Below are 23,136 nucleotides of genomic sequence, written 5' to 3' on the forward strand. Positions count from 1 at the left end.
CCTTTCCGCTACTGAACTGGAGAGATTGCTAGAGGCCAAGGTCGCGCTTCCGACCAAAGCCCCATTCGATGCCACCGCCGTCCTTCACGACGCCGGTGACGTGTTGGCCGAGTTTCTTTTCGAGTTCACGGGACCAGGGCACGAGCTGAAACCCAAGCCCGTTGTCGATCATGGCGAAGCGCCCCGAGGCGAGCGTCAAACGCTGACGATAGACACCGACCACATGCTCCCCAGAGGTGACGTTCACAGGAGGCAAGCCGGTGTCGGCCGAGACTTTTGCGGCCACCCCATCGAGTTCGCGTCGACGCAACGTATTCAGGAGGTCTCGCGGCAAGGTGATCTGTTGGCCCTGCCGCCGCGCCAAGCCCTCCTGGATCAGATGCTCGGTGCGGGCTTCCATGGCATCGCGGGTCTGGCGGCCAAAGCCGCCCATGGCGAGCGGCATAGCATCGCGTTCGACGAGGCGGTGGTCGAGCCAGGTCGCCCCTTTCGCGGTAACTTGCTCCCTGAGGTCGAGATCGGAGCGGGTCACAAGCACCAGGGTAGGTCGCAAATCGCCGGCGTGACCGAAGCGCTGGACTTCGACGATGCCGCCAATCGGTGGAGCATGTTCGAAGGCCTCGATCCCTTGGAAGCGCACGTGGTGAGCGCGTCCGTCTGTTCCGTCGATCATGGCGTAGGCCTCGCCAGTCAGTTCGTCATGCAATCCGCGCTCGACCAGTCGCCCGACGATGTGCGACGCCGGCGGTCCACCTTCGATGACGAAGTCGGCAACACCACGCGCTTCCCCACGCTCAGTAAAGGCGCGGTGCATGGTCTTGATGATGTCGCCGCGCATGCCGAGGTCGCGCAAGCTACGCTCGGCCTCGAGTTCGACCATCCATTCGCTTGGTGCGGCGGATGCGGCAAGGCCCATCTTCTCCAGGTGCTGCAGGCGGCCGATCATCAGGCGCCTGATCTCGGGATCGGACCTGCCGGGATTCTCGGAACGAAGATCGACATAGCCGGTCTCGTCGGCTGCCAGCCGGATCTCCCGATCAAGCCGCGTCCATCGTTCCGCCGTGACTTCCGTCTCCAGCGAACTGCGGACCTCACGCTCCAGTTTTGGACCCAGTTCAATCGCGACCAGTTCCTCGGCGCGCGAGCGCAGGCCCCGGCTGATGTAGTCGCGTGAAATCACGAGATCCGCGCCTTCCTGGTCTGTTCCCCGAACCAGAAGATGGACGTGAGGGTTGTCGGTATTCCAATGATCAACAGCCACCCAACCGAGCCGCGTCCCGAGATCGGCCTCCATCTGCTTGGCGAGATCGCGGGCGAAGGCCTTGAGGTCGGTCATATCGCCGGCATCCTCCGGTGAGACGATGAACCGGAAATGGTGGCGGTCGTCCTTGCAGCGTTCTGCGAAAGCGGCGCTATCGGCGCGGTCGCTGCCGGCATCGAACATCTCGGCCCTCTCGCCACTTCGAGTCACTCCATCGCGCTTCAGATATGAGAGATGGGCCGTCAGTGGTGCGGACCGGAAGGCACGTCCTTTGTGCCGGACTACACGCGCCTTCACCACAACGCGCCGCGTCGAGCCGAACAATCTGGCACGGCTAAAGGACAGCCGGCCGCGGCCAAACGTCGAGCGTCCATAGGCCGCCGAACGCCTGCCGGCTACGGTCTGACCCGACGTGTGTCCTGCTCTCTTCGCCGCCCGCAGTACCTGGCTAACGAAGCTCTTGGGTTTCGGCGCGCGGGTACTGCGGATGCGCCCAGGCCGAATCCGCAGATCGCTGTCGCCCGCGGTCATGGCCGGACCTCCGTGCAATGAAGAGCACACACGGTGCCGAAAATGTCCTTGATTGCATTCTTCAAATTACAATGCGCGGCACGCGCCCCGACCGACCGGCACGTCGGAACCCAAACCATACCAATGGCTTGCGGTTCGACCGGCGAGCCCCTTTTATCTCGCGCGCCTTCCCAACCATGTTTGCCCACGGCCCTCGTGTGTCCGTCAATCGCCCGCTCTGGCACGCCATTGCTTCCCAATTTGCACACGAGGCCACTATGGCGGCGTCCCTAGCCCCGACCGTGCGACGAACACACCTTTACCCCTGGGGATCATCGCCGACACATCGTCTCGAGAGGCTGCAGTCCTCGCGTCGCTCAACGACACGAATGCTGACGGCTGATCCTGCCTCCTCGTCAGATCGGAGCGCGCAGCGAACGGCGTTGACGCCGCCGACCGCTGTCGGGCGGCGGTCGACATCGGCGGCAGTCCAACACCGAGCCGGCCTGCAAACTTAGCCACATAGGCTCGCGTCTCGTCTGGCAAAAGGCCGCCCGCGAGATGCCGCTCGTAGCGTGAAGGCCCGGCGTTGTACGCCGCAAGCGCGCCGGGCCAACCGTAGCGGCCGAATAATTCCCGCAGATACGCAGTTCCTGCCAAAATATTGTCGCGCGGATCGTAGGGATCGTTACCGAGATGGTAGCGACGGCGTAATTCGGTCCACGTCGCCGGCATGATTTGCATCAGACCCATTGCCCCTTTAGTCGACGTGGCGTGCACATCTCCCGCGCTTTCGATGCTCAAGATCGAGCGAATCCAGTCCGCCGGAATCGCAAAACGTCGCGCGCCTTCTTCGATGAAAGCCGCAAATGGATCGCCGAACTGATCGACAACTGGAATGACCGTTGAACTGGCTTCCGCCAAAGCAGCATTTTGTGAGGAGGTGAGATGCAGTAGCAGCGGTATGATGGCCCCAGAACGCACACTCCATCGAACCAAAGCTGCCGTCGTACTCGCGCCTGACCAAGGTAAAGCTGATCCACGCCAGCCATTCGGCCGCCCTGAACTGGCGCTCTGGGCGTCGATCTTACAAGTGCTGGTCGCGATGGAGAATTAGTCCAGCCATTGATCGAACAGAGTAATGGCGCGGCGAGTACAGAGAACACGCACGTCACTCCTCCCACGTCCACACCGGAAGCGCACGACCGATCACGGCCGACGCCGGTAGCGATCCAAAATAACGACCGTCCAATGAGTCGCTCGATTGCCAGTTCATGAGAAAAAGTTCACCTTCGCCGACCACACGGCAGCCACTCCATTTGGGCAGCGGACGGCCATGTCCGTCGCGATCCGTCGCCTCGCCCATGACGATGCCATCAACCGCAATAGTGGCCCCTCTTCTGCAAACGGTCTGCCCGGGCAGCGCCAGCACGCGCTTGAGCATGGGGACGCGGAGCGGCAGATAGCCGTTCAGGTCGAGAAACGTTGCGAGCGGCTCCGGCGGCTGAACGGCGACCAGTTCGGTGACATGAAAGCGCTTCACCGAGCGCAAGCGATAGAGACCGATCGGCACGCTAGCGGATGCATTCCAGATATAGAGTGGAAGCGGCTCGAGCGCGATTGCAACGACAAGCGTCACGGCAGCGCTGCACATAACCGTCAGGGTCCTCAGGCGGCTCGTCATCGCATGACTCTCCGCCGGTGGAGCCACGCCTGATGGCGCGCCTTCGTATAGGGGCGCGGGCTTTCGTTGACCGACAAGCGGTTATGAATGTGCTGCCAATGATCAGGCGCGACATCGGCCGGATCGATACCGAGGGTCTCGATCGCATCGATTATCTGCAGCACCCGTTCAACCTTCAGCCAGCCAGAGAGCCGCAGCAGAATCTCTCCGCCCGGCTTCACATAGGGTACGGTCGAACAGCGTTGCCCCGGCGCGACCGCGCGCAAGATGTCGATTCGCGAAATGACCGTTCCAAAGTCGCTCGATGTCCAGCGGACGAAGCCGAAGATGCTGCCTGGCGCAAACGACAAGACGCGGCGGTGACGATCGACCATCAGCTCCTTCACGATGCGACCGAACCGAACACGGTTTTCGATGCGCTTCTCCAGCCACAGAACTTCTACTTGAGTGAGATCGCTCATGCGGCTGTCCCCTGAGACTGGGATTGGAAGCCGTGCGATCGAAGTTTCGCGAGGAACATATGTGATCGCAGTGCCGGATTGTCGAAGCACGCAAGACCAGCCGGATGCCGGCAGTTACCCCAAATCCGACCGGTGGCGTAAGACATTGCGGCCGTCAGGCGCGACCTCACCAACGCTACGTCACCGGCCTCGACGATTGGCGGAGCCGCCCACATCAGAACATCCACATCGCAGATGGTCGTGACGCCGTGCGCCGCCGCGGCCTCGACACCATCGCAGATGGCATCCCCGCTGAAATCGATCGGCACAATGTCCCTTGCCAGCGGAACAAATGGATACGCCATCAGATCCTGCTCATCGCGAGGCGCGAGCTCGGCGAGCAGCGCCCGAAAGAGCTCAAGCTGGTCGCGCTTAGAATGCTGCTTGCGCCGCATGGTCATTGCTCACGAACCGAATCAGCGACGTTCCTGGCCCGCATAGGGGCGCAGAACTGGATGCTCCTTGGCCGGCAGGACGGTGCCCTTGCCCGGATCTGACGTCGAGGTCTTGGCGCCGAGATCGGCCCAGGCTTTCAAGTCATCCAGCGCATAGACGACGCGGCCGCCAATCTTGCGATAGGTCGGCCCGGTGCCGTACGTCCGATGCTTCTCTAGCGTGCGACCGGAAAGGCCAAGGTAACGCGCGGCCTCCGGCGTTCGCAGGAAACGCGGTGGTAAGCCGGCCATCGGATCAGGCATTTGAGAGCTCCACGGCGACAGCACGCTGCGAATGGCAGCGCTGGAGTATATGGGGTCATCATGGAGGAGCGCCCCCTCGCAGGGGGATGCCGAATATTGAGGGGACGATTTTCGATACACCCAAGGCCGGCGGCTATTTGTCCTTGCGCTTCGATTGCAGAAGTTTGCGGTAACCTCCACGCATCAGGGCAAGACCGCCCTGCACCAGACGGATCGTTCGTTTGCGCAGATCATGCGTCTTCCAAGCGCGATCGGGGATGCGTGTCTTGCCAAACAGCGCTTCAGCGACAATGCGATAATTGCCGCCGGCATTATGCGTGTCGAGCGCGCGTATCGCAGCGCTTAGGCGTTCGCGACGCTGTTTGGACAGTTGATGAAAGGCAGGTCCTGGCGCGCGTCCGTTCATCGCACGCCAGAGCCGTCGAGCTGCATGTGCCCGCGCGTCGAAATCTCGATCCAGCGGCAGCTCGGCAATATAGGAGGCGCCGATGACGGGCGCTTCCTTTGACCAGATCCGGTGCTCCACTGCGCCGATGGACAGCACAGCGTGCCAGCCGTCGGCCGCACGACGCACCTGGGCAGCGATAAGTTCGGGCAGCGCCTGAGACGCTGACTCTCGATGAGCGGTCGGCGCCGCCACTGCAACTGGAACAACGGTTGCTAGAACCTCGGGCGCCCAAAAGACTGTTTGTTCGTCAAAGGACTTCTGAGGGTTATGGGCGAAAGCAGATGCCCCACCTTCTCCGGAACTCGTCGGTTACTTCGCCAGTCGGACTGTCGGCGATCATCGCATCGTATTCGCGCCGGTAATCGGCATTGCGACGAAGACATTCCCAAGCGATGTCGGTGATCTTGGCATCTTGGAGACTCATATAAGAATCTGGCGAGCGCCAGTCGAATTCAGGCATTGCTTCCGCCCCATTGCACGCAGCTGAAGGATTGCAGCGCAATAACTATGAACGAGAGGGTTGCAGGAAGACCCTAGTTTGACACCACGTGGTGCTCCCAGAGGACCACGTGCCCGCTTGAGACGACGATTTCTAAAGGGACGATTCGGACGATGAATTTCTTCTAACTTTTCCTCGCGACGCGTAACAGGCGCCCCTGTTCCGTCATCCACTTAGCGCGCGAGAGATGACTCTGATATGCACTCCGTGCGCGGTCAGGCTCGTGCTCAGGGTCAATATGTAGGACTATGCGCACGACTTCCCGCCAGTCCACTCCTTCTCCCTCCGCTTGCAGGAGCCGCATGTACGTAACGACGTGCTGCTCGTCATACGACGTTACAGTCGTATCCTTTGGGGCTAAATCGGCTACATCTGGATCGAGCGGCGGTGTTGGCATGATCTTACGGTCAGAGGACTTCACGGAATCTGCTGTCGTAACGGCTCGCGTGACCGCACTTTGTTAAGTATATCGAGGTGCAATATACTGAGCAAGCGGCGACCTTTCCCACATGGATTTGCGGGAGACATTCGCCACTAATTTGCGTCGTCTACGCAATGCGAGGGGATGGTCTCAAGACGAACTTGCCTTGGAGGCTGAGATAAGCCGGAGCTACCTGAGCCAGCTCGAAAAGGGCGTGTATTACGTCAGCATAAAGGTTATTGGTCGGCTCGCCGACAAGCTCGACGTCGAACCAGACGAGTTCCTAAGGCGGGCCGCAAAGAGAGGTCGCGCCAAATGAGCGCTCGTCGTCTCCGGGCCGGGCCGCGCAAATAGAAGCTGCCGACTCCCAGTCGCTTTGCTGCCGACCTCTCTAATTCAGCACTAAGCGGAAATACAAATCCGCCGGTCGTCCTGCTTCGCAGGAGAGTTGTGTCACATCCCCTGCCTGACATGGTCGCGCCAAAAGGCTGCGCGCGCCCGACGGCGACATTGTCAAGAAAGTCCTTGCGCGAAAGTCCGGTGATACCGCTCCGACCGGCACGGCAAGCCGTGCTTCACCCTTGCGGCCGCGAGGGCGGAGCCTCATACCGGTGTCTACGAAGATGCTCCTTCTTTTTCCGCTCAAGGAGGCGCAAAAAGGCCCCGCCTCCGAGACAGATCAGGGTGAAGCCCTCGTCGTCGACCCTCACCAGAGATGCCTAGATCGTGGCCGGGAAAGCTCGGATCGTCGAGCTTGGTCGAGAGGTATTCGCGATCGTTGTCGCGGGCAGTCTTCTTACAGGCGGCCCCGAATTCGGTTATGCTGGCGAAGATGCGGAAGTCAGGCGGCACAAAGGGGGCGCGCCGTACATTCGGCCGATCGAAGAAAACTACGGCGACATTCGAATGCTTGGTAGATGACCGACCGCCCATGCAACACCTCGACCGATGATAATTCAACGATGCGCACTATTCAGATCTGCTCTAAGCTGTGAGGCTGCGTCCTGAGCGGGCTCTCGGCTTGGTAGCGGCTCATTCAAGTCCTACGCCCACAAAGCGACAGACCGGGCTGAGGATGCGGAAGGGCCGGTTGTGAGCTCGCCAAGCAGCCAAGAGAACGCCCACAAGAGCAATTGCTCCCAACAACGCTATTAACCAATGAACAGTCCGAGCTCGGGACGGCGACCCGCATCAAGAATAACAGTTTCTGGTCAGTTCAAAAACGTCACAGCGAGTCGGCGTTCATCACGCCACACCACCGAGCAATTGATGTTAAGACCTACGCTCGGAATGCGCAGGCCGAAGGCCATAGGCACGGACGGCGCGTCGCGAGTCTGAACGATTGCGGAGGACGCCGTGAGATGGCGCACCTTGCAGCGCATAGGGGCACCATCAATCACAATCTGTCCCGCACAGACCCGCCGCTCGTTCGCCACGTCTTGCTGTCTCCTCCCTCTCTAGCGACGGGGATATTGATCGGCGATTCCCGTCGCAAATAGGGCGAAACCGAGACTACGCCGCGAGCTTTTTCTCCATCGCAACCAACCTCGCCAGAGCATGGCTACGGCCTTTCGCTCGGCCTGCTTCGTATCGTCCGAGCCGCCTATCGCAGCGATTTGGCGAGCCGTCATACCATCCCGGGGCGTCTTCCTGCTCCTCGACATGACGGCCTAGCGTCGCTTTCGGAGCCCTTCCATCTCACCATGCGACCGTCCTCGACCCCTGATGTTGTGCCGGGTCGCAACATCAGGCTTCTCCCGGCCGGCCGGATCGCCGCCGCTTCTCTGCCGCCCAGCACGGCGGGCCGATGCCTTTCCACTTCGCTCCAAAGCGAGGCAAGAAAAGTTGCAAATCGGCCCCGCCTACAAGGAGGCGAGGCCGACGATGGCCAGCGGTCAGTCGCCGTTGCGCCGGGACCAGATCAGGCTGAAGCCTGCGTCACCTTCGACCTTCACCAGCGAGGCGTAGATCGGGGCCGGGAAGCTCGGATCGTCGAGCTTGACCGAGAGATATTCGCGATCGCTGTCGCGAGCCGTCTTCTTCCAGGCTGCGCCGAACTCGGTCACGCCGGCGAAGATGCGGTAGTCGGGAGCCTTGTCGTTGTCCTTCTCGGATGCGGCAAACCTTGCCTTGATGTTCAGCGTCAGCGTCTTGATGAAGCCGATGTAGCCGTTGTCCGAAGCAGTGAAGGTGCCAATGGTAGCCATGGTAGTCTCCGTTTGTTGCTCGGGCCGCGACCATCGCAGCCTCGATGGCGATCCTGGCCCGGGGAGCGATCGACCCGCAGCCTTCAGGCCCGCAGCGTCAGCGGAGGACGGCGAAAGCCTGCCTTTTTTGTCTTCCCGCGAGGAATGCCGCCTCTTCGCGGCAGGGGAAAAAAGCAGGCGCAGCCGTTGCGGGAAGGCGATCGAGGCGTAAGCCGCCCCTCGGGCTTGATCCGCCATCCGAGGTTGCGTTGGACGCGAGCCCCGAACGAACTGACGGAAGCAACCTTGACGGCTGGCGCCGACATTCTACAAGGACTGCGGCTGGATCGATCGGGCAGATGCTGACGGTGGCGCGTCAATGGCAAGAATGGCGCATCACAGCAAACGTTGGCGCCCTCTCGTCACCTTCCGGGGTGCCGGATCGAACGTTAGCCGGAGCTCTGCGTCCGCCAAAAGCGACTGCAAGACCCGCAGGCATAACACAATCAGAGCGTTCGGCCTCATCCGCATCGGCGTTGCCGGTAGCCTCGGAAATTAAGAGATCTGAGAAGACTCCGAAGGCCGGTCGGTGGGCGTTGGCCTCGTCGACGCTTTGCCCTGGCAGAGGGTGAGCAGCATCGCCCCGTTCCACTTCCGCTAAGCTCGCCGTTCAGACGACAAGGCTCCAGGCGTCGATCACGATTAGACCAGCAGCCGTGAACGCGCTGGTGTCGCGAGACGCGAGCGCGAAATCATGCGATGCTGCGATCGCTGCGATATAGCCGTCGGGCGTGCGAAGCCTTTCCCGGCGGCGCGCGCCTTCACGGCCAAATCGGCGTAGCGGTGCGCCGCGGTATCGAACTCCAATCCGCAAACAACTCCAGCACGCCATCGGGCTCAGCGGTCGGCTTATCCCTGCGCTTGCCCCTTGGAAGCGCGCCGATGCCGAACATCAGCTCGGCGATCGTGACGCTGGAGAGAAAGAGCGTCTCCGCCGCCTGTTCATCGAGCCAATTACGGACGGCCGGATCGCGCACGATCATTCGACATGCGGCGGCTCGGCGGGCTCATTGCCGCCTACCTGTCCGAGGGCTTCGATATCGGCGTTGGAGAGCCCGATTTTTCGGCTCATATCGGCGAGCGCAGTGCCCAGGCGCAACCGATTGGCGGGTCGCACAGCATCCTCCAGAATTGCGCGCATTTCCGCTTCCGCGCTGCGATTATTTTGCACCGCACGCAACCTCAAGGCGCGGTTAGCTTCCTCGGAGAGATTGCGAATGGTGACAACGGGCATAATGGCAGCTCTCCGCAAATGACAGCATCGTTGCATTAGAATTGCTACCAGAATTCAAGACGAACGGCGTTCACGCGCCGCCGAATTTCCAGACCGGGATGCCGAATTTCCTAGCCTTGTCGGCAAGGTTATCCTGGATGCCGGTGCCGGGGAAATGGAGAACGCCAATCGGCAAGGTTTCCAACATTGCGTCATTGCGCCTGAATGGTGCGGCTTTGGCATGCTTTGCCCAATCCGGCTTGAAAGCAATCTGCGGCACCTTTCGGTTGTCGGCCCATTTGGCGGCGATCAATTCGGCACCCTTAGGTGAGCCGCCGTGCAGCAATACCATGTCGGGATGCTTGGCGTGGACTTGGTCGAGACGATCCCAGATCGAATGATAATCGTTGAAATCGAGCCCACCGGTCAGTGCGATCTTCGGCCCGGAGGGCAGCAAAGCCTCGGTTTCCGCGCGGCGCTTGGCTGCAAGGAACTCGCGGCTATCGATGATCGCCGAGGTGATCGTCCGATGATTGACAAGGGACCCGGAACGGGGACGCCAGAGCGAGCCGGTGTGACGCTCAAATTGCTCGGTGGCGAGGTCGCGGAACAGCTCCATGGCGTTTCGGCGTTCGATTAAGGTGATCCCTTCCGCCGTAAGACGTTCGAGCTCGACCGACCGGACCTCCGAACCATCCTGCTCGCGCTGGCTCTGTTGCTGCGCCAGTTCGTTGCCGTCAAGTTCGCGCTCGACACGGCCAGTCGCCCGGTGAAAGAGGTTGACCGTCGACCACAGCAGATCGTCCAAGTCGGGCTCGATCCGCGTGTCCCTCATCGTCGCGACGAAGGCGTCGAAGATATCGGCGATAGCGCCTGCCATGAGATTGGCATCGGGGAGAGGCCTCGCATCAGGCTCGTCCTGGAACGGACGGTGGCCATAGAGCTGAAGCTCGTTGAGTGCGATATCGATCGGTGACGAGCGGTGCTGCGGTTCGAACGCGATATCATCATGGTCGGTCGTCATGGCTGGAGGTCCTTTGCCGGATCGGCCGCGCCCATCGCGGCCTTCGTGGCGATGACCAGACGGGGGGCGGAATGGACCAGAACCCGAAGCCCAGCGCAGGGCCGAAGCGAAGCGCAGGATGGCGAAGCCCGGCTATTTTGCCTGGCGATGCAAAGGCCCGAGAGGGCCGGCGGAAAATAGCTGAGCGCAGCCATTGCCGGGCCGGGCCGCCTCCCGTCCCATCGCCCTCTCAGAAGGCCAGGGGCGACTCCGTCCAGCAATCCCGACCTCATGTCGACGAGTGACGACATCGCGTTCGAACTCGCCGACGCTATCCCGTATCGGTCCTCGCCGAGGGCGCAAAGCGAACAACGTCCTGTGGCAGCAACTGCGCCCTTAAGGCTGCCCCAAATTCTTGGATGCCCAATGCGTGCAGGTCTGAGTTGAAGTCGTCGAGCCAGGGCGACAAGGTGAGCACCTCAACACCGGCGGCTTCCGCGCGGGTCGTCAGGGCCACTGCCGACGCTATGCCCGCGGCATCTGCGTCGGAAGCGATATAGAGCCTGCGCAGCGGCCGCGGGAGCAGCAAGGCAGCGAGGTGATTGGCTGAAAGGGCAGCTACCATAGGCATGGTCGGCAGCACACATCGAAGCGAAAGCATGGTCTCAATGCCCTCGCCTGCCGCGAGCACATCATCAGCTGACCCGAAGCGCACAGCGTTACCGAGAAGTTGGCCCATTGCGCGTCGAGGTGTATCAACTGGCGCCTTGCCGTGTCCTAACGGATGAAGCCAGGTGCGGTGTACCCCGGTAATTCGACCGTCGAGATCGGTAACACGAGCGATCATCGCCGGCCAGGCTTCGGTCGGCGAGCCATCGTTCGGCCGATAATAACAGCGCGCATGAAAACGCAACGCGCCTTCATCGTGGACGGATCTGATACCGCGTTGCCACAAATAGGCTTGGGCGACCGTCCAATCAATCGGCTGCGACATGCCAAAGAGTCGTCGCGCGGCCTCTACGGACCCGATCCGCGCTCGAGGACGGCCATGAATCGACGCCGGTCGGGGATCGGGCCTGGGTATGCTCAGGAATCCCCGCGCCTCGTCGGCCACGTCGCGAAAATGCACCAGCCCGCAGCTGGTCCGAATAATGTCGAGAAGGTCACCATGCTCGCCGGTCGCGGCATCCGTCCACTTGCCTGCAGGCCGCTGCGGCAAGTCGTTCAACCGGACGAACAGCGAGCGGCCAGGGGTATTTCGGCTATCTCCAACCACCCAATAGCGGCCTTGGCGTCGACCGTTGGAGAGATAGTGTCGACACACCGCCTCGGCCTCACGGGCCAGCAAACGCGCCAGTTCGGAGGCGTCGCGCATCCGGCGGGCCTCTCGTTCGTCAGTACAATCAATCGGGATGTTCGATGAGGGCGACAGCGTTCGAGCAGGCTTTGTCATTTGAGGTCTCCACGACAGGCGACCGAGAGCCTCTCTCTCGACCTCCACCCTGTCATGGCGCTTTGCGCCGCCCTCTTTCTCTTAAGGCTTTCGAGCCCGTTTTCAGGACCTCGTTCAACTGGCTTCCTGATCCCCACCGACAGGGTTGCCGGCCGGAGACATTTCGGGAAGGAAACCGAGCAGATAATCAGCGGCCTTGTTCGCCTGCGAGGCAGCTCGCAGGATCGCGCGGTTATCTTCGCGCAAGACCTCGAGCCACGAGCCGATATAATCGGCATGGCGTACGGTGGGTACAATGCCAAGCGACGCACAGCAGAAGGCAGCACAGAGTTCTGCAATCATTTCCTCAAAGGCGTATGTCTTGGTGCTGTAGGAACCGCCAAGTTCGCGATTGAGGCGCGAGGAATGACCGCTGGCGTGGCCAAGTTCGTGGAGCGCCGTGCGATGCCAATTGATCGACTCGAAGTAGGCCGCTGGAGGTGGCACCTGCACATAATCCTCAACTGGCGCATAGAAGGCGCGGTCGCCACCGATCCGAAAATCGATGCCGGTTGCTCTGATCAAGGCCTCGACCCTCGGTTCGATCATACCAGGCCGCGGGGGCGGCGCAGCTGTCGCTATCTCTGCGGGGAGTCCATCACACTGGTCGGCGTTAAAGAGCGTAAAGCGCTTCAGAAATGAAACAGCCTGCGCTTCCTCGCCCGTCTCGTAGGCGCGGCGTTTTTCATCCGCTGGTACGAAGTGATCAGCGTAGACGACAGTGGTACCGCATTCACCCTTGCGGACATGACCGCCGAGCGAGAACGCCTGACGGTATGTGAGCCAGCTGTGCCCCGAGAATCGGCGCTCGCGGGCCGCGTTCCATAGTATCAGGACGTTAATGCCACTGTACGGACGACGCGTCGCGGCGTTTCTCGGCATAGCCAGCGAGACCTGCGCTGCCGCAGTCTGCCAAGGCTGAACCCACGGCACATGGCCTGCCTCCAACTCGGCGATGATCTTGTCGGTGATTTCGTCATAAACGCACGACCGATCCTGGCCGCTGCGCGCTCGATGATGTTTGGACATCGCGGATCTCCGCGACGGGCACCGCAAGCCTCTCTCGCAGCTCCAACCCGTCACGGCCCTCCGCGGCCGCTCTCTTACTCTCTCCTTTTTTGCCGCTTCCATTTCGGACGCCGATTTCCGGCTGCACCGCACGCCCGCGTCAGCTGGGACAATCCAATTCGTTCCCCTCGCTATCCTGAACTGGGGCTGATTTGGGACCCGAGAGGGAGACGCACCATGGCTCTGTTCGTTGGATTCGATATGTCCTTGAGAAGGACGTCATGCGTGGCGATTACTCGCAAGCTGGCGGTGATCATGCACCGAATGTAGGTCGACGGCACAGAGTTCGGTTCGGACATCCGGCCGTCGCGGACGTAGCCTAAGATCGTCCGAGCACTCTGCTCTGCCTAACATGGGGAAAGGTCAATGCGTTTCCATCCGTGTAAGGCGTTCGCGTCAAGTACGCGCTGTCAGCTTGGACGACCTAACCTCGCCCGGCCCCATCATGGAGGTGCCTTCGGAGAGGAGCACGGGCAGAAGCAGTAAGCGGCAACGATCGTCACCCGAAGGGTGGAGACGCTTCGCGGCTCCGGCCGCAAGCGGATGCTTGCGGATAGAGCGTGACCGACAGGTAGGGGCCGCCCAACAATACTTCCGCTTATGCCCCGAATAATAGCGCTTGCTCGACGAACGCGCGAAAGTCGCCGACCGGCATGGCCTATCGACCTTGTGCATTTGCCGACGACCCGGCGTCCGAGGCACCCGCGCGCATCGATGTGAGAAAACGTCCGATTAAGGCGCTCTCCGCATCCCGCGCCCATGCCAGGCTGAATTCGACCTGCGCGTTTGGCTCGTCGACAATCTTGAATACGACGCCAGGAAAGCTGACTTCAGCCTGGCTCTGTTGCGCAAGGGTAACGCCGAAGCCCGCGGCCACAAGGCTGAATACCGTCTGTTTGCCAGCCGGTTGAGCTTGAAAGGGCACGCCTATGCCGATCATCGAGGCGTAGAACTCGCGCATGGCGTGGCTCTGCGGCCATTCCTGTACGTAGATCGTCTCGTCGCGCAGATCGGACCATCGCAGCAATTCGCGTGCGGCAAGAGCATGTTCCTTGGGCACTGCCGCCACCATCCTCTCGCGATAAAGTGGCTCCATCACGACCCTCGGCCAGGGTGCAAAGCTCGGCGCCAGAGCCACGTCGATCCGCCGCGCGGTCAATTCAGCGTAGATATCATGATCGGAAAGCTCATGGATAATCAGCCGAACATTGGGATGATCTCGCCGCCAGCGTCCAAGCATGCTGCGCAGAGGCTCGCCGAGGGGTGGAGAGCGCACGCCAAGCCTGAGCTCTCCGCTTGTTCCGCGTGCTGCTCCGTTGGCGGCTTGCGTCACTGCCGCAAGACTGGCCAGCATTCTCTTGGTTTCCGCGAGGACGGACGCAGCTCCCGGAGTCAGCACAACACCTCGTCGGCCTCGTTCAAAGAGGGTTAGTCCGAGGTCGCCTTCCAGTGTGTCGACGCTTCGCGTCAGCGTCGATGGGGTCACACCCAGCCGTTCGGCGGCGGCATTGAAGCTGCCGTAGTCCGCCACCGCAACGAAATATTTAAGCGCTACGAGTTGCATGGGCGAAGCATAGCGACAAGCCTCATTCGAGGCGAGACCCCGCTATGTTCCGACTTCGACCGCTTCGCCATTACCCCCCGACAGATGCGGCAGCGTTCGCGATAAATTCCGCTACCGCTTCGGGTTGGGAGAACATCGGCACGTGTGAACTCTGAAGCACCAACGTCTGTGCCCCCATGCGGCTGGCCGAGTCACGCTCCACGTCCGGCGGGATGGTTTCATCGTGTGCTGCGACGATGTACCAGGAAGGTTTCGAGCGCCAGGCCGCCTGCGAAATCGCATCGCTGAAGCATCTGACCGCAAGCGGGCCCTGCGTTGCGTAGACGATGTCGGCCTCGTCCGCTGGAACATCCTGGACAAAGTGTTTGCGCACCCCCTCCTGCGTCAAAGCCACATAACCTTCGCCATAGGGCTTGATCTCGGCCGCACCGGGGGCGGGCCTATAGGGCTTCCACCACTCGTCGAACGACTGACCGCTGTCCGGCGCGCCCGCCGCGACGTAAACGAGGGCTTTGACCTTGGGATGATTGCCGGCCTCGGTGATGACGGCACCGCCCCAGGAGTGTCCGACCATGACAACCGGGCCCTCCTGCATGTCCACCACGCGGTGAGTGGCCACAACATCATCGACGAGGGAACTCAGAGGGTTCTGAACAGCGAGAGCTTTTAGACCGCGCTTCGTCAGGAGAGGAATGACCTTGGCCCAGCAAGAGCCATCCGCGAAAGCTCCGTGCACCAGCACGACTGTTCCAATTGCCACGATACGACTCCTCTCCTTCGACCGGGATGTGCCGGACTTACTCCGGCTTGGGGCGACGCTGCCGCACACACCCTAAGGTGCTATTGGCGTGCCGTCATTCCTGTCAGTGAAGCAACGCGCATTGCCGACGAGACAATGTCGCCTGTTGGCGAATGTATGGTGTCAGTCGGATGACATAGTGTCTCGAATGCAATACGTCGGCTCTGGGTCCCAAGTGCGACTTCGCGAGGATCGTCAGACATGACCGGTCCTATCGGACCAGCGGGCATCCGGTTGGGGCCTCGACTTCGAACATCGCATTACAGGACGGCTTGAAGCCAAACGGAAAAAGCCCGCGAAGCCGGAGTTTCAGCGCAGCCGACGGCCCAGCCCACGCGGACGACGCTCACTTGTGCGATACAAACTAACCGCGGCGAGCTCCACACGATGATAGCTTGTGGACATCGTGGCACGTTGGGTTGACCGCGGGCTTCTGTGGTGGCGTCGTGTGCTGAAAGGAGCGGCGCCGAGGATGAACGAAGAGCAACTTCGCGAACGACTGCGGAAGGTCGAGGCACTGTATTTCGGCGCAACGAGCCCTGGCGAACGGGAAGCGGCGAGCGCCGCGGCCGACCGATTGAACGCGAAGCTCGAGGAGGTGGCGCGACGCGATCCTCCTGTCGAGATGAAGTTCAGCCTGCCTGACGAATGGTCGGTGCGCCTATTCGTTGCCCTATGCCGGCGCTACGGCGTGCGCCCCTTCCGCTATCCCCGCCAGCGCCGCACGACGATCATGGTGAGAGCGCCGCGGCGCTTTTTCGATGCGGTGGTGTGGCGACAGTTCTCCGATCTGCACACGGATCTGTGGATCTATTTTGAGCAAACGACGGAGCGACTGATCAAGGATGCGATCCATACCGACACCACAGACGCAGAAACGGCGGCCGAGCCGAATCTGTTGAGTTGACGGCAGATCACGCATCAAGTTTTGCTTGCTCGCGTCGGCCTTCCAATTCCAGGCCAAAGCTCGGCGAGCCGGTCGTCGGTCGTGTCGCCGGAGACGTCGCGCTCCAGAACGTCGGCGAGCCAGATCTCTGGATCGATCCTTGTGAGTTTCGCGGTCTGCATCAAGGTCAATAGGTTCGTACGCGTCTCGCCGCCACCTTCGCCGCCGCGGAATAGGCTGTTCTTTTTTCAGATGGCGATCGATCGAATCGGTCGCTCCGCGATGTTCGTGTCTGGTTCGATGCGGCCGTCGTCAAGATGAGGCGCGGCCGACGCATTGCTTACGATACAAACGATTCACCAGGTAGCGTTTGCCATTCCGACATCGACGAGCTCGATCGTGGTCTCGACGTGGGATGAACGATAGACCCGTCGGAATCGGAATTGATCGGCCGCAAGAATCATATGCCTCTCGACGAGCGGGCGAACACGAGCACGACGACAGATATTGGATGGCCCAATGCATTGCCCGTCGTCCTGTTAGAACGATCATCCGGAGCGATCCATCTGTCGATCGGTGCCACTTCGATTTCAGGCGATTCAAGTCGCATGCCGCTGTCAATCGGACAGACCACTTATTTGCACGCTAGGTCAGCCGAATTCCCTACTAGCGCGTGACGGCTCTTTTCCTCGCTGCCCTCTCGTGCTCCGATTCTGCGCGCGTGACTGGAAACGATGGAAACATGCTTGCGATGGATTCAAGGGTCGGCGAGCCCAATTGTATCGGTGATCTTCTTCGGCGCCCTGCGCGACGAAAGTACTCTCGAACGATGGCGCCGCGCCGTCAGATTCATCACTTGGACCGTTAACGCATTGACGCACGAGCTGTCGTTCATGGCATCCCGCACGGCCCTTCCGGCCCGTTATCCACCTTTCGGCACATGGCCAGCGCTCATGCGGGCCGACATGGCCGCGGCCTACCTGGATTGCCGCGATACAGGTGAACTCGCACGCGCCGTCGCACGCGGGCAGGCTCCATCGCCGACCGGCTATCACGGGATTGGACGGGCTCGACAGCCAGTCTGGTCGAAGGCCGCTATTGACCGCTTCGCCACGCCAAGCAGACCGATGCATTTAGACAGATTGGCCGGCGAAGATCTAACCTCTCTCGTATGAAAATAGCCAACCCTTCATTGCCGCTTCCCCGCTACTGCCGATCAAAGCTGCTGAAGTGCGGTCGATGGGCCTATTTTTTTGAACCACCGACGTGGGCCCGCAAACAAGGCTGTCCCGTTATGGCCCAAGCGCTGGGGGAGAACTTCACCGCTGCCGTGGAGCGAACAGAGAATATCCTGTTGCCCGCATTCGACAGCTGGCGCTCTGGAGGATTGACGGACATGGTTCCAGCTTCGCCGGTGCCCGGCACGTTCGATTGGCTCGTCAGCATCTTCCGCGCGCACCAGAAATGGCGAGAACTCGATCACAAGACACAGCGTCAATATGACCAAGGATTGGCGCTCTTCGCCAACCACCGACTCAAGGATGGAAGTCGCACTGGCTCAAAGCAGATTTCCGATTTCACCAAAGGATTTGTCGACGCCGTCTATGCGAAGTTGCTCGTCGTCGAACGCTCGGACGCAGACGGCAATATCATCAAGCGCGAACGACGGCGCTTCGCGAATGCGGCCATGACCGCTTGCAGGCGCGCCTGGTTTGTTGGCGAGCGTGCGCAAGAAGCGAAAGTACCTGCGATCAATCCATTCTCACGAATGGGCTTAAAATCCCGCGCGCCGGGGCGGCCTGCGCGAGAGACACCTACGGCCACGTGGGACGAGCTTTTCGCGTTCAGGCGGACAGCGAAGAGACTAGGATACCATTCAATTGGAACCGCCGCACTGCTAACATGGGAGTGGTTACAGCGTGAGGAACACGTGTTCGGCGCCTTCGAGATCGCCCACTATCGGCCGAAAGAGCGACCAAACAGCGTAAGGATCGTGCATCCGAAGAATAGCGAGGAAGCCTGGTGGCCCTTGTTCGATGAGGCCGATGAGCCCCTCTTTCCCGAGTTGATGACGGAACTCGACGCAATCAAAGCATCCGTCATGTCGGGACTAGCGTTTCGGCGTGATCATCCACATCGAAGATCGTCCACTCCGCTTCCATGGATCACCGAACGCAAGGATCTGCGTTACCTCCGCCGCATCGTCAAGAAGATAGTCGTAGCGGCCAGACTTCGAAACGAACTCTCGTTTACGTCGTTTCGCCACGGCGGATTTACGGAAGGCGCCGATAGCGACCTCACAGATGCCGAGTTGCGTGCAGCGGGACGTCACCGATCGAAACAACAACTGCCGACGTATGCCAAACGCACGCGAAAGCAGTTAATCGCCGCTGCCAAGAAACGCCGGGAAGAGCGAGCGAGAACCGTCCTTTTGCCGGACGACCTGGTTACTCCTCCCCCGATCGTCCCCAACAATCGACGGGTCTGACGTTCCAGATCCCGCCAAGGCTGCAACGTCCTGTCAGAGGGTGCCTCTAACCAAGCGGTTCGCTACCGCCCGGGCCACGTCGGTTTACGCTTCTCCGAAAATGCCTTGAGTCCCTCCTTGGCATCCTCCGTCATGGCGAGAAGAGCGATCTGGCTTTCGGTGTAGGCGATGCTTTCGTCAAATGACATCGAGGCAATCGCGCGCATGGCGTATTTGCCGCGACGGATGGCCGTCGGAGACTTGTCCACAATGCGCCCGATCAGCCAGTCGACCTTGGCATCGAGCTCGACGGCAGGCACGACATAATTCAGGAGACCAGCGGCCTGTGCGGAGTTGGCGTCGAACGGCTCGCCGGTTAGCGCCCATTCATTGACGAGCCGCGGCGGAGCGATCGATTGCAGCAGGCTCATCACCTGCATCGGAAACACGCCGACCTTCACCTCCGGTAACCCGAAGATCACGTGATCGCCCGCGACCGCCATGTCAGTCATGCACAAAAGTCCCATGCCACCCGCCATGCAAACGCCACCGACGCGCGCAATGGCAGGCTTGGTGGAATTCTGCGATAGCCGCAACAGGTCGGCGTAATCGACATTGGGACGCGAATAGTCCATCGCGAACGCCGCGCCACTGTTCTGCAGATCTGCGCCGGCGCAAAATGACTTGTCGCCAGCACCGGTCAGCACGATGACGCGCACGTCCTTGTCGTCATGCGCATCGCGATATCCCCTTGCGATCCCAGCGATCACATTACCATTGAGCGCGTTTCGCTTGTCAGGACGGTTGATGGTGATCCAGAACGCCTGCCCGCGCTTTTCGAGAATGACGCTATTGTCGGTCATGTTTCCTGCCTGTGCGCTGTTTTCAGCCCACATTTGCGGCAGGATCGGCATCAACTGCAAGCAGATTTACGCGTGGGCCGACGCCTTCTTGACCCAAACCTTGTTGTCGTGGAATGCGGCCCCGCCGACCGGTGCAACGGCTTCAGCCCCAGTCAGCATATTGATGCCGTGGCCACCGATATGGGCCTTATTCGGATGAACCGACTCGGCAATCAAAACGCCACGGCGAACGCCATCAAACAATCTCGCAGTTAGCGTCGTCTCGCCTCGCATATTGCCGAGCGTGACCGGATCGCCGTCAGCGATAAAAAGCGCAGCCGCATCGTCGGGATGGATCATCACGGACGGGACACCCTCGCGAGTCCGCGAGGACGGCGTCTCATTAAAGGTCGTATTGAGGAAACTGCGCGACGGCGATGTCGCGAGCCGGAACGGATGCCGCTCGTCCGCCTCCTCGATGATCGTCCAGTGGTCCGGCAGCGAGGGCATTCGCTCCCAAGCCCCCATCAAACCACCTGATCCGACGGGAACTTTGCCCCAATCCACCTTGAAATGGAACTTCTTGTCCGGATGGGCAAATCCGTCGAGAAAGTGCGAGGTACGGAAATCGGGCTGAAGATCGCGCCAAAGCTCGGCCTCCAGCGCCGCAATACCGCCATGGCCGCTCTTCTTTAGCGTCGCGTCGATCAGTTCGCGCGCCGTCATGTCGAAACCGGGATGCACAGCATTCAGACGGCGACCGAGCCCCTGCATCACCTCATGATTGGAACGGCATTCGCCAGGCGGATCAATCAGCTTCGGCCCGACCGAAATATGCTGGTGGCCACCGCCATAGTAGAGATCGTCGTGCTCCATGAACATGGTGGCCGGTAGCACGATGTCAGCCATCTGCGCCGTCTCGGTCATGAACTGCTCATGCACCGCAACGAACAGATCCTCGCGACCAAATCCCTGCCGCACCAACGCCTGTTCGGGCGCGACCGTCATCGGGTTGGTATTCTGGATCAGCATAGCCTTGACCGGACCACCTCCCTTTAGCGCCTCGGCATCGCCGGTCAGGATTCGGCCGATCTTCGACTGATCTAGCACCCGCGTTGTTCCGTCGATCGCATCATGCCCCTCGATGATGGATTCGTCGAAACCCCAAATTCCAGCGTTGTTGAAGAAAGCACCACCGCCCTCATACTGCCAGGCACCGGTGACCGCGGGAATGCAGAGCGCGGCGTGCATCTGAGCCGCACCGTTGCGGCTGCGCGTAAACCCGTAGCCGAGACGAAAGAACGAGCGCTTGGTCTGCCCGACCAGACGTGCAAACCCCTCGATCTCCTCAACTGGCACGCCCGAGATCGCGGACGCCCATTCAGGTGTACGCGTCTTCAGATGCGCTTCGAGTTCATCTGGGCAGTCGGTATAGCGCGAAAGATAATCGCGATCCGCATATCCTTCTCGGAATAGCACGTGCATCACAGCGCAGGCGAAAGCGCCATCGGTCCCGGGCCGCACCAGGATCTTGACGTCGGCCTGCTTCATCGTCTCGTTGTTGTAGACGTCGACTGCCGCAATCTTTGCGCCACGTTCTTTTCGCGCACGCGACGCATGCGTCATCACGTTGACCTGTGTGTTGACCGGATTGGTGCCCCAGATCACGACGAGATCTGAGACCCCCATCTCGCGAGGGTCGACGCCGGCAATCTTGCCGGTCCCCACCGTGAATCCGATGCGGGCGATGGTCGAGCAGATGGTCGCGTAAAAGCGCGAGTATTTCTTTACATGCGAAAGCCGGTTGAGACCGTCGCGCATCACCAACCCCATGGTGCCAGCATAATAATAAGGCCAGACCGACTCGGCACCGAACTCGCGCTCCGTCGCGTCGAAACGCGCGGCGATCTCATCCAGCGCCTCATCCCAGGATATCCGCGCGAATTGCCCAGAGCCCTTCGGGCCGGTTCGGCGCATCGGATACATGAGCCGCTCAGGATGATGAATCCGCTCCCCATACCGCGCCACCTTGGCGCAGACGACGCCAGCCGTGTAGGTCTGTTGCTTGGAACCTCGCACCCTGCCGATCGAGCGGCCTTCGATGACTTCGACGTCCAGCGCGCATGCTGAAGGGCAGTCGTGCGGGCAGGTGGAGTGACGAATGTCGATCTTGGCGTGCTGGTTCATGGGCAGATAATTAACACCAAATAGCCAGTACGCCGAGAGCCTTTTCGGCCCGGTTTGTGAAAAACCGATGAGCATGCCCGGGTCCAACTGCCGCCGCGCTAGACGCGAAAGCCAGCCCGCAATCAAGTCAGCGTTCTCACCCGGCATGCGGCGGCATCAAGCTAAGAGCTCATGCTGACGTTTAATTAGCACATGTGGACCAGAGACGGCACCTCGCTCTCGGAATCAGTCGATCACGGGCCACCTTCGGTCGCAGCGCGGCATGAAGTTGAGCGATCTTCTGCGGGATGTCCTCACCAACAGTGAAATGCTCAGAGTGAGATCGAGAAGATTTCTCAACGCGTAGTTCGCAACCCGGATCCAACAGGGCGAAACGTCGCTTTCCAAAGAAACAGCGAGAGAGGGGACACCTTTCGTGCAAGCTCGACCGTCCTCTCTTGGCAGATGTGAGTGCTATAGGTTGATTGGCGCGCTCGAGAAACAAAAGCTGCGCCAAGGGACACTCGCAGCCTTGCGGGCGGGATGACCCGCGGCAGGCTGACGCCTTCCTCGAGCTAGAAGACCTCAGACAATCGATCGAGCGGGCCACCGTATCCAATCGCGCCAGGGTGACGTCTTGCGTCGCAAACGCCATCGTCAAAACGGAGACCAGCTCGCAGGCAGTCGGCGCGGGCGAGCATGCCAATCCCCCGACGCTAATTGTCCGGCAGGCGATTTTGCACCTCACGGCGTCGCGACAACGGACGCAAAGACTGCGACCGCCGTCGGCAGGACGATCAGCGAGCTATGCAAGCTGTGAAAAAACGTCAGTATCGCACGAGCGACAACGGTCGCCGAATTGCGGTTCTGGGCCTTGGCACCGCCGCGAATGCCCCACGATTTATGCGCGACGCGCCAGGGACAAACGAATTGAATCTCACCCTTCGACCAAAGCAAGCGATGCCCAACACATTAGAAATTGACCAACCCGAGACAGGTCAACCCCGCCCTGCGGGCGCTTAAGGGCTGATTCACTGGCTCCTTAAGGCTGTTCCATTGATCGCTCTTGATTTCGGCGGACAAATTGTTTTCATTAAACTTCCGTAACATCGTTACAGTTCTTGTCGCGTAGGAGTTCCAAGCGATGAAGGGACGATCGCAAAAGGAATACTTCCGCCAAATGGAGCAACTGTGTCTCAGGGAAGCCGAACAATGTTCGCTCGGAGATGGACGCGAGGCCTTCAAACTATTGGCTGAGACATACAATCACGCGGCCGCCCTTGAGCCCGAGGTCCCTGCAAAGCAAGATCGCCCGCTACTGCGGCTTCTTCACCGTTAACCCGCCGTCGCGCGGCACGGATCTCCCTCT

22 protein-coding genes and 2 pseudogenes are annotated in these 23,136 nt (G+C 60.6%); 3 read left to right on the forward strand and 21 right to left on the reverse strand.

Annotated features, from left to right (window positions below):
- Window positions 1-28 precede the first annotated feature (28 nt).
- The 9 genes from AS156_RS30360 to AS156_RS45130 all read right to left on the reverse strand — a co-directional run bounded on the left by AS156_RS30360 (window position 29) and on the right by AS156_RS45130 (window position 5,997).
- Window positions 29-1,792 (reverse strand): relaxase/mobilization nuclease domain-containing protein, encoded by a 1,764-nt coding sequence (locus tag AS156_RS30360; protein WP_066512575.1) that lies wholly within the window; start codon window positions 1,790-1,792, stop codon window positions 29-31.
- A 255-nt stretch (window positions 1,793-2,047) separates the two neighbouring features.
- Entirely contained in the window at window positions 2,048-2,695 is a 648-nt protein-coding gene (locus AS156_RS30365; RefSeq protein ID WP_245313140.1) for a lytic transglycosylase domain-containing protein, read from the reverse strand.
- Between the two features lie 247 nt (window positions 2,696-2,942).
- Window positions 2,943-3,455, reverse strand: a complete 513-nt coding sequence (locus AS156_RS30370) for a S26 family signal peptidase (RefSeq protein ID WP_066512579.1) — start codon at window positions 3,453-3,455, stop codon at window positions 2,943-2,945.
- The gene (locus tag AS156_RS30375; protein ID WP_066512581.1) at window positions 3,452-3,916 is read right to left on the reverse strand and encodes a DUF2840 domain-containing protein; all 465 of its coding nucleotides are present in this window, start codon (window positions 3,914-3,916) and stop codon (window positions 3,452-3,454) included. Before AS156_RS30375 ends, AS156_RS30370 begins: the two co-directional genes overlap by 4 nt.
- Window positions 3,913-4,350, reverse strand: coding sequence for a replication initiator protein A (locus AS156_RS30380; RefSeq protein ID WP_136626505.1), 438 nt, complete (start codon window positions 4,348-4,350; stop codon window positions 3,913-3,915). Before AS156_RS30380 ends, AS156_RS30375 begins: the two co-directional genes overlap by 4 nt.
- Window positions 4,351-4,371: 21 nt before the next feature.
- Entirely contained in the window at window positions 4,372-4,653 is a 282-nt protein-coding gene (locus AS156_RS30385; protein WP_066512588.1) for a helix-turn-helix transcriptional regulator, read from the reverse strand.
- A 133-nt stretch (window positions 4,654-4,786) separates the two neighbouring features.
- Complete coding sequence (locus tag AS156_RS30390; protein ID WP_082747820.1) at window positions 4,787-5,293, reverse strand: DUF2285 domain-containing protein; 507 nt, start codon at window positions 5,291-5,293, stop codon at window positions 4,787-4,789.
- A 73-nt stretch (window positions 5,294-5,366) separates the two neighbouring features.
- Window positions 5,367-5,561: a transcriptional regulator domain-containing protein gene (locus AS156_RS30395; protein WP_066512593.1), complete on the reverse strand. Its 195-nt coding sequence runs from the start codon at window positions 5,559-5,561 to the stop codon at window positions 5,367-5,369.
- 163 nt (window positions 5,562-5,724) lie between these two features.
- Window positions 5,725-5,997: a DUF2285 domain-containing protein gene (locus AS156_RS45130; RefSeq protein WP_066512596.1), complete on the reverse strand. Its 273-nt coding sequence runs from the start codon at window positions 5,995-5,997 to the stop codon at window positions 5,725-5,727.
- Between the two features lie 112 nt (window positions 5,998-6,109).
- Between AS156_RS45130 and AS156_RS30405 the strand changes: the two genes are divergently transcribed.
- Window positions 6,110-6,340 carry a helix-turn-helix domain-containing protein gene (locus AS156_RS30405; protein WP_066512598.1) on the forward strand — a complete coding sequence of 77 codons (231 nt, stop codon included), beginning with the start codon at window positions 6,110-6,112 and terminating at the stop codon, window positions 6,338-6,340.
- A 413-nt stretch (window positions 6,341-6,753) separates the two neighbouring features.
- Here the strand turns inward: AS156_RS30405 and AS156_RS45820 are convergent.
- The 9 genes and pseudogenes from AS156_RS45820 to AS156_RS30450 form a co-directional block, all read right to left on the reverse strand.
- Window positions 6,754-6,885: pseudogene (locus AS156_RS45820) on the reverse strand (DUF736 family protein); the annotation flags it as partial.
- A 1,031-nt stretch (window positions 6,886-7,916) separates the two neighbouring features.
- Window positions 7,917-8,228: a DUF736 domain-containing protein gene (locus tag AS156_RS30410; RefSeq protein ID WP_066512604.1), complete on the reverse strand. Its 312-nt coding sequence runs from the start codon at window positions 8,226-8,228 to the stop codon at window positions 7,917-7,919.
- 649 nt (window positions 8,229-8,877) lie between these two features.
- Window positions 8,878-9,250 (reverse strand): annotated as a pseudogene (locus tag AS156_RS30415) (PIN domain-containing protein).
- Window positions 9,247-9,501, reverse strand: a complete 255-nt coding sequence (locus tag AS156_RS41380; protein WP_082747822.1) for a FitA-like ribbon-helix-helix domain-containing protein — start codon at window positions 9,499-9,501, stop codon at window positions 9,247-9,249. Before AS156_RS41380 ends, AS156_RS30415 begins: the two are co-directional and overlap by 4 nt.
- A 70-nt stretch (window positions 9,502-9,571) precedes the next feature.
- Window positions 9,572-10,504: a DUF2493 domain-containing protein gene (locus AS156_RS30425; RefSeq protein WP_066512611.1), complete on the reverse strand. Its 933-nt coding sequence runs from the start codon at window positions 10,502-10,504 to the stop codon at window positions 9,572-9,574.
- A gap of 310 nt (window positions 10,505-10,814) precedes the next feature.
- Window positions 10,815-11,858, reverse strand: a complete 1,044-nt coding sequence (locus AS156_RS30430; RefSeq protein ID WP_066512615.1) for a DUF7146 domain-containing protein — start codon at window positions 11,856-11,858, stop codon at window positions 10,815-10,817.
- 192 nt (window positions 11,859-12,050) lie between these two features.
- Window positions 12,051-13,004 (reverse strand): ArdC family protein, encoded by a 954-nt coding sequence (locus AS156_RS30435; protein ID WP_066512618.1) that lies wholly within the window; start codon window positions 13,002-13,004, stop codon window positions 12,051-12,053.
- A 697-nt stretch (window positions 13,005-13,701) separates the two neighbouring features.
- Window positions 13,702-14,607 carry a LysR family transcriptional regulator gene (locus AS156_RS30445; protein ID WP_066512627.1) on the reverse strand — a complete coding sequence of 302 codons (906 nt, stop codon included), beginning with the start codon at window positions 14,605-14,607 and terminating at the stop codon, window positions 13,702-13,704.
- A 70-nt stretch (window positions 14,608-14,677) separates the two neighbouring features.
- Window positions 14,678-15,367 carry an alpha/beta fold hydrolase gene (locus AS156_RS30450; protein ID WP_066512632.1) on the reverse strand — a complete coding sequence of 230 codons (690 nt, stop codon included), beginning with the start codon at window positions 15,365-15,367 and terminating at the stop codon, window positions 14,678-14,680.
- Window positions 15,368-15,878: 511 nt separating this feature from the next.
- Here AS156_RS30450 and AS156_RS30455 point away from each other — a divergent pair.
- Window positions 15,879-16,313, forward strand: a complete 435-nt coding sequence (locus AS156_RS30455) for a hypothetical protein (protein ID WP_066512635.1) — start codon at window positions 15,879-15,881, stop codon at window positions 16,311-16,313.
- A 14-nt stretch (window positions 16,314-16,327) separates the two neighbouring features.
- On the opposite strand, the gene AS156_RS46145 is transcribed toward AS156_RS30455, so the two are convergent.
- Window positions 16,328-16,474 carry a transposase domain-containing protein gene (locus AS156_RS46145; RefSeq protein WP_082747823.1) on the reverse strand — a complete coding sequence of 49 codons (147 nt, stop codon included), beginning with the start codon at window positions 16,472-16,474 and terminating at the stop codon, window positions 16,328-16,330.
- Window positions 16,475-17,586: 1,112 nt separating this feature from the next.
- On the opposite strand from AS156_RS46145, the gene AS156_RS30460 reads away from it, so the two are divergent.
- Window positions 17,587-18,780, forward strand: coding sequence for a hypothetical protein (locus AS156_RS30460; protein ID WP_066512637.1), 1,194 nt, complete (start codon window positions 17,587-17,589; stop codon window positions 18,778-18,780).
- Window positions 18,781-18,842: 62 nt separating this feature from the next.
- Here AS156_RS30460 and AS156_RS30465 read toward each other — a convergent pair whose 3' ends face one another.
- Both AS156_RS30465 and AS156_RS30470 read right to left on the reverse strand, forming a co-directional pair.
- Complete coding sequence (locus AS156_RS30465) at window positions 18,843-19,622, reverse strand: enoyl-CoA hydratase/isomerase family protein (protein ID WP_066512748.1); 780 nt, start codon at window positions 19,620-19,622, stop codon at window positions 18,843-18,845.
- 66 nt (window positions 19,623-19,688) lie between these two features.
- Window positions 19,689-21,788 (reverse strand): molybdopterin oxidoreductase family protein, encoded by a 2,100-nt coding sequence (locus tag AS156_RS30470; RefSeq protein WP_066512639.1) that lies wholly within the window; start codon window positions 21,786-21,788, stop codon window positions 19,689-19,691.
- Between the last annotated feature and the right edge of the window lie 1,348 nt (window positions 21,789-23,136).

Source organism: Bradyrhizobium macuxiense (assembly GCF_001542415.1).
Lineage (GTDB): Bacteria > Pseudomonadota > Alphaproteobacteria > Rhizobiales > Xanthobacteraceae > Bradyrhizobium > Bradyrhizobium macuxiense.

Coding starts and splice junctions, on each gene's coding strand:
- AS156_RS30360 (WP_066512575.1), bottom strand. CDS start 1,792: ATGACCGCGGGCGACAGCGATCTGCGGATTCGGCCTGGGCGCATCCGC.
- AS156_RS30370 (WP_066512579.1), bottom strand. CDS start 3,455: ATGACGAGCCGCCTGAGGACCCTGACGGTTATGTGCAGCGCTGCCGTG.
- AS156_RS30375 (WP_066512581.1), bottom strand. CDS start 3,916: ATGAGCGATCTCACTCAAGTAGAAGTTCTGTGGCTGGAGAAGCGCATC.
- AS156_RS30380 (WP_136626505.1), bottom strand. CDS start 4,350: ATGCGGCGCAAGCAGCATTCTAAGCGCGACCAGCTTGAGCTCTTTCGG.
- AS156_RS30385 (WP_066512588.1), bottom strand. CDS start 4,653: ATGCCTGATCCGATGGCCGGCTTACCACCGCGTTTCCTGCGAACGCCG.
- AS156_RS30395 (WP_066512593.1), bottom strand. CDS start 5,561: ATGCCTGAATTCGACTGGCGCTCGCCAGATTCTTATATGAGTCTCCAA.
- AS156_RS45130 (WP_066512596.1), bottom strand. CDS start 5,997: ATGCCAACACCGCCGCTCGATCCAGATGTAGCCGATTTAGCCCCAAAG.
- AS156_RS30405 (WP_066512598.1), top strand. CDS start 6,110: ATGGATTTGCGGGAGACATTCGCCACTAATTTGCGTCGTCTACGCAAT.
- AS156_RS30410 (WP_066512604.1), bottom strand. CDS start 8,228: ATGGCTACCATTGGCACCTTCACTGCTTCGGACAACGGCTACATCGGC.
- AS156_RS41380 (WP_082747822.1), bottom strand. CDS start 9,501: ATGCCCGTTGTCACCATTCGCAATCTCTCCGAGGAAGCTAACCGCGCC.
- AS156_RS30425 (WP_066512611.1), bottom strand. CDS start 10,504: ATGACGACCGACCATGATGATATCGCGTTCGAACCGCAGCACCGCTCG.
- AS156_RS30430 (WP_066512615.1), bottom strand. CDS start 11,858: ATGCGCGACGCCTCCGAACTGGCGCGTTTGCTGGCCCGTGAGGCCGAG.
- AS156_RS30435 (WP_066512618.1), bottom strand. CDS start 13,004: ATGTCCAAACATCATCGAGCGCGCAGCGGCCAGGATCGGTCGTGCGTT.
- AS156_RS30445 (WP_066512627.1), bottom strand. CDS start 14,607: ATGCAACTCGTAGCGCTTAAATATTTCGTTGCGGTGGCGGACTACGGC.
- AS156_RS30455 (WP_066512635.1), top strand. CDS start 15,879: ATGAACGAAGAGCAACTTCGCGAACGACTGCGGAAGGTCGAGGCACTG.
- AS156_RS46145 (WP_082747823.1), bottom strand. CDS start 16,474: ATGCAGACCGCGAAACTCACAAGGATCGATCCAGAGATCTGGCTCGCC.
- AS156_RS30460 (WP_066512637.1), top strand. CDS start 17,587: ATGGCCCAAGCGCTGGGGGAGAACTTCACCGCTGCCGTGGAGCGAACA.
- AS156_RS30465 (WP_066512748.1), bottom strand. CDS start 19,622: ATGACCGACAATAGCGTCATTCTCGAAAAGCGCGGGCAGGCGTTCTGG.
- AS156_RS30470 (WP_066512639.1), bottom strand. CDS start 21,788: ATGAACCAGCACGCCAAGATCGACATTCGTCACTCCACCTGCCCGCAC.